Raw genomic sequence first — 12,758 nt, forward strand, 5'->3', positions numbered from 1 at the left:
ACCCGTCAAGCGACCATGCTATCGGTGATCGGGCGCGTGGCGAGTCCCTATCGTGCGCGCCTTCTTTCCGACTGTTCCTGGCCCCATAACGATGCGTTATGCTGCGGCGTCATAGGCGTGCGCGACCGCGCGTCGCGCCAGCATGTCGGTGGAATCAATCACCGAGACGGCCAGGTCGTCAGGCCCGATTACCAGCGGCACTTCGGTGCATCCGGCGATAATCACGTCTGCCCCGCGTGCGATCAGCTGTTCGGCGGCCGTACACAGCAGCAGGCGACCGGCGTCGAGATTGCCGGCCTTGATCTGCCACACGCCCTCCATGAAGCCTGCGCGCTCCGCGTCCGACGGCGTGACCGGGGCAAGGTCGCGCGCCGCCAGCGCATCTTCATACAATCGCGCCTGCACCGCGCCGTTCACCGCCAGCACGCCGATGCGCCGTGCCGCCGGATAATCGCTGACCACCGCCGCCACCGTCTCTTCGATCAGGTGGAGGAACGGCAGCCGCGTCGCGCCGATCACCGCATCGGCAAAGGCGTGCGCGGCGTTGCACGGCATCACCAAGAGGTCCGCGCCCGCCGTCTCCAACCCACGCGTCATGGCGGCAAGGCCGGGCGCGGGGGAGGGGCCGGTGCCGGCGATCGCGGCGTTGCGGTCGGGCAGCGCCGGGTTGCTGTCGACGATCAGGCGGACAAGATCCTGCTCGCGCGCGGCATGGGCCTGGGCATGACGCAGCACCTTGTCCATGAAGTCGATCGTCGCCGCCGGCCCCATGCCGCCAAGAACGCCGATCACCTTTGGCATCAGGCGGACGCCGCCCCGCTCAGGATTCCCTGATAGGCGTAAAGCGCGGGCGCGCCCCCGGTGTGGATGAACAGCACCGTCTCGTCCGCGCCGATCGCGCCCGAGCGAACCAGGCCGATCAGTCCCGCCGCCGCCTTGCCGGTATAGACCGGGTCGAGCAGCACGCCCTCATGGCTGGCGAACAGTCGCACCGCCTCGACCATCTCGGGTGTCGGAATGGAGTAACCAGGCCCCACCCAATCATCGAGGCAGACGATCGCATCGCGCGGCACCTCGGGCACCACGCCGGCAAGGTCCGCCACGGCGCAGGCGAGCTTGTGAACATTGCCCTCCTGCTCTGGACGCGGACGCCGCACGTTGACACCGGTGACGGGAATACCGGCGCTGTTGCCGATTATCCCCGCGACGATCCCGGCATGCGTCCCCGCGCTGCCGCTCGCCACCACGATCCGGTCGAACGCCACGCCCATTTCGAAGGATTGCTGCAGGATTTCCTCGGCGCAGGCGACATAGCCCAGCGCGCCGAGCGCGTTCGAGCCGCCGCCCGGGATGATGTAGCCCTTGCGCCCTTGCGCCGCGAGATCGGCTGCGACCGCCTCCATCGCCGCCTGCAGGTCGGTTCCCGCCTCGATCACCGTCACCGCCTCGACGCCGAGCAGGTCGAACAGGAAATTGTTGCCCGATGCCGCCGGATCATAGCTGCCCGGTACGCGCTGCTCGAGCACCAGCCGGCACTTCAGCCCCTCGCGCACCGCCGCCGCCAGCGTCAGGCGGCAGTGATTGCTTTGCACCGCGCCAACGGTAATCAGCGTGTCGGCGCCCTGCGCCAGCGCATCGGCGACCAGAAATTCCAGCTTGCGCGTCTTGTTGCCGCCGGCGGTGAGGCCCAGCTGGTCGTCACGCTTGATGTAAAGCGTGGCGCCGCCCAGCGAACGGCTGAGGTGCGGCATCGGCTCGATGGCGGTGACGCCGGGCGTATATCGCCGGCGCGCGAATTGCGCGAGGTTCATTCAGGCACTCCTGGGCCGCCGGCGCGGGCGGTTCAGGAATGCCCAACCGCCGGCATGATGGACGGGCGGGGCGCGGCGATGCCGCCGTCGAAAAATCCCCGCCCTTGATGCGCTTACGCTATCCAATCCGGCGCGGCGAAGAAATCGGAAAAGACCATTCAGTGTTGGTGGCGCACCATAGCATTTGCGCATTCCACCTGCTGCCAGTCCATGTCGGCTGCGTCGGCAAGCACGGCCCGGTGCGTATCGACGAAGGAACGGGCCAGCCGTGACGGCGGATGACTGGCGAGATGCTGGACATGGAGGCCGAACTGCGTGGCCGGGGTGATCGGTCGGAAATGCAGCCGATCATCGACAAAGGCGCGTGCGGTATATTCGTCCACAATGGCAATGCCGCTGCAGCTGCGCGCCAGCGCGGCGGCGATGTAGACGGAGCGAACGGTGAGCGTAGGGCGGCCGCCGGTGGCGGCATTGACGATCGGGCCAATCAGTTCCGAAATCGCGACACTGGGCGCAAAGCCGATCACCTCATGCTGGCGCAATTCGTCGAGCGAAACACAGTCGGTTTCGGCCGGCAGCATGCCTGCGCAGAACAGCGCCCCGACCCGGCCGGTGCCGAGCGGGATGGAGGTGATCTCCAGATCGCTTGTTGGATGGTGGCCGATCACGAAATCGCATTCGCGCGACATCAGCGCCTCGCGAAAGTCGTCGTGGTGGACGGCGGCCACGTCAAACGTCACCAGCGGCAGCTTGCGGCGGAAGCGCGCGATCGCCATCGGCGTCGCCGCCAGCGCCAGCGAGGGCAGCACGCCGACGCGGATATGCCCTTCGGAGGTTGAGCGCAGGTTGCGCGCCGCCCGCTGAAAGGTGTCGATCCGGCTGTGCAGATCGTCCACCTCGCGAAACAGGATATGCGCCTCGTCGGTCGGCGTCAGCCGCCCGCGGACCAGCGTGAACAGGGGAAAGCCAAGCCGCGTCTCGGCATGTTTGACGATCTTGCTGACGGACGGTTGCGACACGTTGAGCAGCCGTGAGGCGCCACTGATCGACCCCACGGAATAGACGGCGTGGAATACCTCGATATGTCGCAGATTCATGGCAACCCCCCGGTCAAACCGTGTGTGCCGTTCCGCACCCTCTCCGCTCCCGAATCTCTTTTATGACGAAACGATAACACTGCTGCATGGCCTGCCAATCGCTTTTTGCATGATTGCGCGGATTTGGCGTGAATGCGCGCCTGCGGCATGTCGGCTTTGTTATGGCTGCCCATCGCAAAAGCTATTGGCGCCAAGCGGATAATCGTGATTGTCTCTTGGAAAGCGGTCGCACCTTGCCGCATGAAAACGGGCGGGGCAGGGAAGTGGGGACAGGATTAACGCGAGGATTGCTGGCTGCCGCGCTGCCCCTTGTGCTCGCGGGCTGCGGCGGATCTGACGGCGCGCCCAAGGCGAAAGCCGCGCCCTTGGTGAACGCCGCGCCGCCAGCGACGCGCCATTTTGTCGACGAGGTGGAGGCGGTCGGCACCGCGCGCGCGAACGAGCAGGTCACGCTGTCGTCGCCGGTCACCGAACGGATCGAGCGGATCGCTTTTGCCGATGGCGGCTTTGTCCGCGCTGGTCAGGTTATCGCGACCCTTGCACAGGCCGAGGAGCGCGCTTCGCTCGCCGGTGCGGTGGCGGCCGAGCGGCAGGCAACTACCCAATACCAGCGTATGAACGCGCTGAGCGAGCGCGGCTTCGTCACGCCGGCGACGCTCGATCAGCAACGCGCGCTGGCGCAGCGCGCGCGCGCCGACGCCGACACCGCGCGCGCGCAGATAACCGACCGAATCGTGCGCGCGCCCTTTTCCGGCTTCGCCTCGCAGCGCGACATTTCGCGCGGCGCGATCATCTCCGCCGGCACGCCAATCGCCACCATCAGCGACATTTCGCGCATCAAGCTCGATTTCACCGTGCCCGAAACCGCGCTCGCCACCCTGCGCGTCGGTGAGCGCGTCTCTGCGCAGGCCGCGGCCTATCCCGACCTGCCGTTCAGCGGCCAGGTCAGCTCCATCGACCCGGTGATCGATCCCGCGACCCGCGCGGCAAGTATCCGCGCGGTGCTGCCCAATCCCGGCAACCGGCTGAAACCCGGCATGCTGCTGACGGTGCGCGTGCTGGTTGGCGAGCGTGACGCAACGGCCGTGCCGGAGCTTGCCGTGCTCGGCGACGGGGCGGAACGCTATGTCTTTGTGGTCGACGGCAAGGGCGTTGCGCACCGCACAAAGGTGACGACGGGCGCGCGCGACGGCGGCTTTGTCGAAGTGCGCGGGCTGGCGCCCGACGCGCGCGTGGTCACCGAAGGCGTGATCAAGGTGAGTGACGGGGTAAAGGTACGGGTGAACGGCGCGCGGGCCAGCGCGGGATGATGATCTCCGACCTTTCGGTCCGCCGTCCCGTCGTCGCCGCGGTCGGCGCGATCCTGATCGTGATCGTCGGCCTCGTTGCCTTTCTCAACCTGTCGGTGCGTGAGTTTCCGGAGATCGACCCGCCCGTCGTATCGGTGCAGACCAGCTATGTCGGTGCCGCCGCCAGCGTGGTGGAAAGCCGCGTCACCCAGCCGCTAGAGGCGCGCCTCGCCGGCGTCGAAGGGATCGAGACGATCTCCTCGCGCTCCACCGACGGCCGCAGCGACATCACCATTGAGTTTCGCCCGACGCGCGACGTCGATGCCGCCGCCAACGATGTGCGCGACCGTGTTTCCGGCGCGCTGGCCGACCTGCCCGACGAGACACTGCCGCCCGAGGTGCGCAAGGTGGACGCCGATGCGCAGCCGATGATGTATGTCGTGGTGCAGGCGCCCGGCTGGGATGCGATGACGTTGTCCGACTATGTCGAACGCTCGCTCGCCGACCGCCTGTCCACGATAGACGGCGTCGCGCAGGTGCAGATCGTCGGCCAGGCGCGGCCGTCGATCCGCGTGTGGCTCGATCTGGGTCGCCTTGCCGCCTACCGCCTCACGCCCCGCGATGTGGAGGACGCGCTGCGGCGCCAGAATGTGGAACTGCCCGCCGGCCGCATCGAATCCTCGGCGCAGAACGTGTCGCTGCGCGTCGATCGCGCCTTCGCCAGTCCCGAAACCTTTCGCGCGCTGGTCGTCGGGCGCGGCGCCGACGGCTATCTCGTCCGCCTCGGTGACGTGGCCAAGGTCGAGCGCGGCCCGGAAAACCCGTACACCGCCTTTCGCTTTCAACAGCAGACCGCGCTTGGCATCGGCATCATCCGTCAGTCGGGGGCGAACACGCTGGAGGTGGCGAACGCCGTCAAATCGCTGATCGCCGCGATCCAGCCCGATCTTCCCGCCGGGGTGATGCTGAAGCTCGGATCGGACAATTCGCTCTTCATCGACCGTGCGATCAAGGAAGTGTGGCGCACCTTGGGGGAGGCGGTCGCGCTCGTCGTCATCGTGATCTTCCTGTTTCTCGGCAGCGGACGCGCGACGATCATCCCCGCGATCACCGTGCCGATCTGCTTGCTCGGCACCTTCGCGGTGCTCTGGGCCTTTGGCTATTCGATCAACCTGCTGACGTTGCTCGCCCTCGTGCTCGCCATCGGGTTGGTGGTCGACGACGCGATCGTGGTACTGGAAAACATCCACCATCGCATTCTGGCCGGCGAGACGCCGTTGGTTGCCGCCTATCGCGGCACGCGCGAGGTCGGCTTTGCCGTAGTCGCCACGACAGCGGTGGTGTGCGCGGTGTTCGTGCCCGTCATGTTCATCGCCGGGCAGACCGGGCTCCTGTTTCGCGAACTCGCCGTGGCGATGATCGCCGCCATTGCGCTGTCGGGCGTGCTTGCGCTCAGCCTGGTGCCGATGCTTTCGTCCAAATTGCTCCAGCGCGGCGAGAGTGGCCGGCTGGCGCAGGCGATCGACCGCATCTTCGGCCGGCTGGAACGCGGCTATGGCCGCGCGCTCGACGCGTGCTTGCGCCGTCCCGCGCCCGTCATTCTCGTCGTCGCCCTGTTCCTCGCGGGCTGCGGCTTGCTGTTCGCCCGGCTCGATACCGAACTCGTGCCGCCGGAGGACACCGGCGTCATCGAGGTGCGCGTCAACGCGCCCGAGGGCACCAGCTTCGCCGAGCTCAACCGCTATGCCGCTTTGGTCGAGCAGAAGGTCGCGGGGCTGGCGCAGGAGGATGGCCCGATCCGTGGCTTCAACACGCGTCTGCCGCTGGCTTACGGCATGGCGGAGGATTTCAACGCCTCCAGCATGAGCGTCTTTCTGAAACCGTGGGAGGAGCGGACCGAGGAATCGCAGTCGGTCGCGCGCAAGGTAACGGCGGCGCTGCAGGACATTCCCGCGATCCGCGGCAATGCCAACGTCCGCTCCTCGCTCGGTCGGGGGCGCGGCCAGCCGGTCGGCTTCGTCATCGCCGGCACCTCCTATGCCGATCTCGCCCGCGCGCGTGACCGCATCCTCGCCGCCGCGCGCGATAATCCCGGGCTCGTCAATCTCGACGCTGATTATGTCGAGGCAAAGCCGCAGTTGCTGATCGACGTCGACGCCAATCGCGCCGGCGATCTCGGCGTCTCGGTCGATGACGTCAGCCAGGCGCTGCAGACCGTCATGGGGTCGCGCCGCGTTTCGACCTATGTCGATCGCGGCGAGGAATATCGCGTGATGGTGCAGGCCGGCGCGGCCGATCGCGACCGCGAGGCGCGGCTCGCCAGCGTGTACGTGCGCTCGGGCTCGGGCGCGCTCGTCCCGCTGTCCAATCTGGTCCGCACGCGTGAGGCCGCCGCCGCGCGCGAGCTTGGCCGCTTCAACAAGATGCGCGCCATCACGCTCCAGGGCGGCTTGGCGCCCGGCTATTCGCTCAGCAAGGCGCTGGCCTTTCTGGAAAGCGAGGCGCGCAAGTCGCCGGAGGTGCAGGCGATCGGCTATCGCGGCGAAAGCCTGTCGCTGAAGCAGACCGGCAATGCCATCTGGCTCGTCTTTGGCATCACCGTGCTCATCATCTACCTGCTGCTCGCCGCGCAGTTCGAAAGCTTCGTTCACCCCGCGGTGATCATCGCCACCGTGCCGCTTGCCGCCGGCGGCGGCGTGATCGGCCTTGCGCTGGCGGGGATGACGCTGAACCTGTTCAGCCAGATCGGCATCGTTATGCTCGTCGGGCTCGCCGCCAAGAACGGTATCCTGATCGTCGAATACGCCAATCAGCTGCGCGACAGCGGCGCCGATTTCGCGCCCGCGATCCGTGAGGCCGCCGTGCGCCGCCTGCGCCCGATCCTGATGACGTCGATCGCGACGGTGTTCGGCGCCGTTCCGCTGGCGATCAGCCACGGAGCCGGCGCCGGTGCGCGCTCCGCGATCGGTGTGGTGATCGTCGCCGGCGTCTCGATCGCCACCGCCATCACCCTGTTCCTGATCCCCGTCCTCTACCGGCTGCTCGCCCGCCGCGCGGCCTCGCCCAACATCGTCGCGCGCCGCTTGCAGGCGGAGATCGCCGGCACCGCCTGAACACCAGGCCCCACCATGTTTTCCGAACAGGAGTTTCCCTGATCCGTCCGATCGTCACCGCCGCCTGCCTCGCCCTGTTGCCACTGGCCGCCACGCCCGCCACGGCGCAGGACGCAACCGACCCCACCGGCGACATCGTCGTTGCCCTGCCACAGGCGCGCGCGCCCACCGTGTTCGAGACGCGCCGCGTGCTGGAGGCGCGCGCGATCGACCTGATCGGTGCCAACGCCGCGGACGAGATCCTGCGCCGGCTGCCCTCGGTCGCCGTGCCGGTGAATTCGCGCGGCGAGGCGATCGCCTTTGTGCGCGGCGCGGCCGAGCGGCAGGTGGCGATCTTCTACGATGGCGCGGCGATCAACGTGCCGTGGGACAATCGGCTCGATCTGTCGCTGCTCCCCGCCGCGCTCGCCGGCAGCGCGCAAGTGGCGGCAGCACCGCTCGCCCCGCGTTACGGCGTCAATGCGCTGGGCGCGATCAGCTTCACCGCCAGCCGCCAAGGTGGCGCCACCGCGCGCGTCATGGCCGGCAGCGCGGGGCTGCGCGAGGCGCAGGCGACGCTGCCGCTGGCGTGGACCGACACCGATCTTTTGCTCGGCGGCAGTTATGCGACACGCGATGCCGATCCGTTGTCGAGTGACGCCATGCTGCCCTTCTCGCAATCGAGCGAGGAGCGCCGCACGAACACCGATCGCGAGCTTGGCAGCGTCTTCGCCCGCGTCGCCACCAAGATGGGCGGCCATCGGCTGGCGCTCACCGCCTTCCACGTCGATGCGAGCAAGGGGATCGCGCCCGAGAGCGACCGGCCAAGCGGTGCGCGCTTCTGGCGCTATCCCGACGTGCGGCACACCCTCGTGTCCGGTGATGCGCTGTTCACGCTAGGTCCGGCTACCGCGCTTGATCTCATCGGCTGGTACCAGCGGTTCGACCAGACGATCGACAGCTACACCAACGTTTCCTACCAGATCCGCGACGCGCAGGAGCGCAACCGCGATCGCACCTTGGGCGGGCGGCTGTTGCTGACGCAGCAGATCGGCGCGCTGCAACTGGTGGCGTCGGGCAATCTGCTCAGCTCGGTGCACCACCAACGCGACCTTGCCTTCACCAATGGCGCGCCACCGGCGGTGATGCCGGGCTTCATCCGCTATCGCCAGCGGAACGCGAGCCTTGGCCTGGATGCCTCGGCCCCGCTCGCCAACGGGCTGAACGCGGAGCTTGGCGTCGGCTACGATCGGGTCGATTATCTCGACACTGGCGACAAGCCGGCAATCCGCGCGGCACGAGGCTGGACGGGCCGCGCCGGGCTGGTCTGGTCGCCCGATGACGCATGGCGGCTGCGCGTCGCGCTGGGCCGCAAGATCCGCGCGCCAACGATGCGCGAATTGTTCGGCCAGGCGCTGAACCGTTTCCTCATCAATCCCGATCTTCAGCCCGAACGGATCGTCAGCGCCGAGCTGGCGGCCAAATGGCGCAGCGATGCCTGGGATTTGTCGCTCGTCGGCTTCGCGCAGGATCTCGACGGCACGATCGACCAGCGCACGGTCGGCCGGCTGCGGCAGCGCATCAACCTGCCCGGCTCGCAGGTGCTGGGGGTGGAGGCGGTGGCGGTGTGGCGTCCCGTGCCCGCCTGGTCGCTCGGCGGCAGCGCCACCTATGCCCACACCCGCCGCAAGGCTGTCCCCGCCGGACAGACCGATCGGCTGGCGGAGAAGCCCGACGTGCTCGCGCGGCTGTACGCCGACTATCGCGCGCAAACTGGCTTCGGCGCCTTGGCCGAGCTGATGTACACCGGGCGCGCCTATTCGGCCGACGCCGACGGTGCGCTTGTTGCCTTGCCGCGATCGGCCACGGTGAACCTTCGGCTCAGTCAGCGCATCAGCATGGCCGCAGATACCGCCGTTGACCTGTTTGTGCGCGGCGACAACCTATTCGACGCGCTGATTATGCCGCAGCTGGGATTGCCGGCACCGGGACGCTCGGTTCGCTTGGGCATGACGATCGGTGTTCCATAGCGACGGTCGGATATCGGTGCTTGACGTGCCGATCCGATCGCGCCGCCGCCATGTAATTGTTCATGCGGGCCAAGGCCGTGGCGGGCAGCGAGATGCCGATCATCTTGTAGATCCGCTGGATCTCACGGCGCCAATCCTGATCGACCTCGTGATAGCGAACCTCGACCCTTGAGGCTTCGCTACGCGCGACCACCTCTGTCGTGCGCCGTGTGCGTAACGCGACCTTGCGTGTCCACTCACGCGCGATCCACCTGGGATCGACGCGCGCGGATTGGATCGTCATCTGATTACGGACCAGCGAGGCCGAAGAGGAGATTACCGCCTGTGGATCGCGGCTGAGGCAAACGAGCCGGGCGTCCGGGAAGGTGTGAAGAACGGCCGGGAGATCCTGGCTGAATTGCGGCACCTTCAGGATCCAGGGGCGCGACCCATCATCGCGGCGGAGCCATGCCAGCGTCTGCAACAGACGCCGGAACTCGGCATAAGCCATGATGCCATCATCTGCCTCTACGTGGGCCGTGTAGGCGGGGACGCGCCATTGCGCCTCGAATGCGGAGCCGAAGATCGAGACGCTCTGCAACCCGATTTCCTCGTCCGCGTCATTCCAGTGGGTGGGGTGGATCGCACCAAATGCTGGGTTGAGCAGGCGAACGCTCATAGTAGCAAGCCGCCCGCGTATCTTGCGATCGTCGAGCCACGCGCGACCCGGCCGTTGTGGCAACGGATTCCAGCTCTCGAAGAAGCGGGTGAACGCGAGCCGGGGATCGCAGGCGAGGAGACGTTGGATGCGAGTAGTGCCCGACCGCATCTGCCCGACGATGATGATCGGCGCGTGGATCGGCTGGTCCGCGATCTCCGGGTGCCGGCGCCAGAGCGCGTGGAGGCGGCGGCGGTTGCGCAGCGCGGCGACCAGCTGGCCGTGTGCGATGGTGCGGCCGAGCGGGGTGAGGTGCGCGACCGTTTCGAGGTCGTGGCACAGCGCGTCCAGGCGGGTGCGCCAGCCGTTGTCGGGGTCATCGGGCGGCGGCGCCGTCCGGCCCGCGGCCTTGCGGAGCAGGCCCTCGGGATCGAGGGTAGGGCGTTCGGCCCAGCCGCGTCGCCATGCGCCCTCCAGCGCGGCATCGAGCATCTGCAGGCGCCTGGGCCGAGGCGGGGCGAGCGGCGTTGCGGCCAGCGGTGGTGTCGTCTCGAGGGCGGCAGGCGCGGGCGGGCTGAAAGGCGGCATCGTTGCTGAACGCCGGAGCGCCGCGTGGGTGCCGCGGGGCCGGGAGAAGTGCCGCCCCGGTCAGTGGCTTGGCCGGCGCCGCTGGGGCCGTCCGGCCTAGCTTTCCTCGACCTGGGAGACGTCGCGCACCGCGCCGCGGGCGGCGTTGGTGGTCATGGCGGCATAGGCGCGCAGCGCGGGAGAGACGGCGCGCTTGCGGCCGAACGGCTTCCACGCCGCCTTGCCGCGCGCCTCCATCGCCTCGCGCCGGGCGGCGAGCGCGGCGTCGTCGACGTCGAGGCGGATGCCGCGGTTGGGGATGTCGATCACGATCGGATCGCCCGTTTCGACCAGCGCGATCAGCCCGCCCTCTGCCGCTTCGGGCGAGACGTGGCCGATCGACAGACCCGAGGTGCCGCCGGAGAAACGCCCGTCGGTGATGAGCGCGCAGGCTTTGCCCAGCCCCTTCGATTTCAGATAGCTGGTCGGATACAGCATTTCCTGCATGCCCGGCCCGCCCTTCGGCCCTTCGTAGCGGATCACCACGACGTCAGCGGCCTTTACCTCGTTGCCGAGGATGCCGGCGACTGCCGCGTCCTGGCTTTCGTACACGCGCGCGGTGCCGTGAAAGGTGAGGATGCTGTCGTCGACGCCGGCGGTCTTCACGATGCAGCCCTCGGGCGCGAGATTGCCGTAAAGAACGGCCAGCCCGCCATCGTGCGAGAAGGGATGCTCGGCATCGCGGATCACGCCGGCAGTGCGATCGGTGTCGAGCTCCTTCCAGCGGTTGTTCTGGCTGAACGCCTGGGTGGTGCGCACGCCGCCGGGCGCCGCGCTGTAGAATTGGCGCACGCTGTCGCTGGTGGTGCGGCTGATATCCCAGCGGTCGAGCGCGTCGGCCATCGTCGGCGCGTGCACGGTCGGCAGGTTCGTATCGAGCAGCCCGGCGCGATCGAGCTGGCCAAGGATCGCCATGATGCCGCCGGCGCGGTGGACGTCCTCCATGTGGACGTCCTGCTTGGCGGGCGCGACCTTGCACAGGCAGGGCACGCGGCGCGACAGGCGATCGATGTCGGCCATGGTGAAGCCCACCTCGCCCTCATAGGCGGCGGCGAGCAGGTGGAGCACCGTGTTGGTCGAGCCGCCCATTGCGATATCGAGGCTCATGGCGTTTTCGAACGCGGCGAAGCTGGCGATCGAACGCGGCAGCGCGCTGGCGTCATCCTGTTCGTACCAGCGCTTGGCCAGATCGACGATCGTGTGCCCCGCCTCGCGGAACAGCGCCTCGCGATCGGCATGGGTGGCGAGCACCGAGCCGTTGCCGGGAAGCGACAGGCCCAACGCCTCCGTCAGGCAATTCATGCTGTTGGCGGTGAACATGCCCGAACAGGAGCCGCAGGTGGGGCAGGCGGATCGCTCAATCACCTGCACTTCTTCGTCGGTGTATGCCTCGTCGGCGGCGACGACCATCGCGTCGACCAGATCTAGCGCCACCGTCTGGCCGCGAATGTCGGCCTTGCCGGCCTCCATCGGGCCGCCCGAGACGAAGATCGCGGGGACGTTGAGGCGCAGCGCCGCCATCAGCATGCCGGGCGTGATCTTGTCGCAATTGGAGATGCAGACCATCGCATCGGCGCAATGCGCGTTGACCATATATTCGACGCTGTCGGCGATCAGATCGCGGCTCGGCAGGCTGTAGAGCATGCCGCCGTGGCCCATGGCGATGCCGTCATCCACCGCGATGGTGTTGAATTCCTTGGCAACGCCGCCCGCTGCCTCGATCTCCCGCGCGACCAGCTGGCCCAGATCCTTCAGATGGACGTGGCCGGGGACGAATTGCGTGAAGCTGTTGACCACCGCGATGATCGGCTTGCCGAAATCCTCGTCCTTCATCCCCGTCGCGCGCCACAGGCCGCGCGCGCCCGCCATGTTGCGGCCGTGGGTGGTGGTGCGGGAGCGATAAGCGGGCATGGCGTTTGTCTCGGCTGTTACGAAGCGCGGATTAGCGAGCCGCTGGATAGCGCATCATGCGCGCAATCGGAAATGCGGCGTTGCGGTGGCGCAGACCGCGGGGCGCGGAAGTTGACAATGTTGACGCATATACAGTGTTTATTCTGAGCGTGTTGAGTTTCATTCTTTACTTCTTGAACTGCCGCGTGGCGATGCAACGTACGACGATGATTATCCCACGGGGAGGCGCTGTAGGACAGGGTTGTAGATGGGGCATTGTGCTCC

Annotated in this window: 8 protein-coding genes; 3 read left to right on the forward strand and 5 right to left on the reverse strand. The window is 67.7% G+C overall.

What is annotated here, in order from left to right:
* Positions 1-96: 96 nt before the first annotated feature.
* The 3 genes from cuyB to SPDO_RS00210 form a co-directional block, all read right to left on the reverse strand.
* Positions 97-801 carry a cysteate racemase gene (gene cuyB / locus SPDO_RS00200; RefSeq protein ID WP_088365471.1) on the reverse strand — a complete coding sequence of 235 codons (705 nt, stop codon included), beginning with the start codon at positions 799-801 and terminating at the stop codon, positions 97-99.
* Positions 801-1,811 carry a D-cysteate sulfo-lyase gene (cuyA, locus tag SPDO_RS00205; protein ID WP_088365472.1) on the reverse strand — a complete coding sequence of 337 codons (1,011 nt, stop codon included), beginning with the start codon at positions 1,809-1,811 and terminating at the stop codon, positions 801-803. The genes cuyB and cuyA overlap by 1 nt, the downstream gene beginning before the upstream one ends.
* Before the next feature lie 158 nt (positions 1,812-1,969).
* On the reverse strand, positions 1,970-2,908 hold the full coding sequence (locus SPDO_RS00210) for a LysR family transcriptional regulator (protein WP_088365473.1): 939 nt from the start codon (positions 2,906-2,908) through the stop codon (positions 1,970-1,972).
* 290 nt (positions 2,909-3,198) lie between these two features.
* Here SPDO_RS00210 and SPDO_RS00215 point away from each other — a divergent pair, with 290 nt between their 5' ends.
* From SPDO_RS00215 to SPDO_RS00225, 3 genes are all read left to right on the forward strand, one after another.
* Positions 3,199-4,218 carry an efflux RND transporter periplasmic adaptor subunit gene (locus SPDO_RS00215; RefSeq protein ID WP_245829120.1) on the forward strand — a complete coding sequence of 340 codons (1,020 nt, stop codon included), beginning with the start codon at positions 3,199-3,201 and terminating at the stop codon, positions 4,216-4,218.
* Positions 4,215-7,310 (forward strand): efflux RND transporter permease subunit, encoded by a 3,096-nt coding sequence (locus SPDO_RS00220; protein WP_088365474.1) that lies wholly within the window; start codon positions 4,215-4,217, stop codon positions 7,308-7,310. The genes SPDO_RS00215 and SPDO_RS00220 overlap by 4 nt, the downstream gene beginning before the upstream one ends.
* A 77-nt stretch (positions 7,311-7,387) precedes the next feature.
* On the forward strand, positions 7,388-9,319 hold the full coding sequence (locus tag SPDO_RS00225) for a TonB-dependent receptor (protein WP_088365475.1): 1,932 nt from the start codon (positions 7,388-7,390) through the stop codon (positions 9,317-9,319).
* Here SPDO_RS00225 and SPDO_RS00230 read toward each other — a convergent pair.
* Together SPDO_RS00230 and ilvD are read right to left on the reverse strand one after the other, a co-directional pair.
* Positions 9,249-10,448 carry a sulfotransferase family protein gene (locus SPDO_RS00230; protein WP_158212127.1) on the reverse strand — a complete coding sequence of 400 codons (1,200 nt, stop codon included), beginning with the start codon at positions 10,446-10,448 and terminating at the stop codon, positions 9,249-9,251. The two genes, SPDO_RS00225 and SPDO_RS00230, sit on opposite strands and share 71 nt — an antisense overlap.
* A gap of 192 nt (positions 10,449-10,640) precedes the next feature.
* Positions 10,641-12,494: a dihydroxy-acid dehydratase gene (gene ilvD, locus SPDO_RS00235; RefSeq protein ID WP_088365477.1), complete on the reverse strand. Its 1,854-nt coding sequence runs from the start codon at positions 12,492-12,494 to the stop codon at positions 10,641-10,643.
* Positions 12,495-12,758: the final 264 nt, after the last annotated feature.

Origin of the sequence: Sphingomonas dokdonensis (assembly GCF_002197685.1) — a bacterium.
GTDB classification, from domain to species: domain Bacteria; phylum Pseudomonadota; class Alphaproteobacteria; order Sphingomonadales; family Sphingomonadaceae; genus Sphingomonas; species Sphingomonas dokdonensis.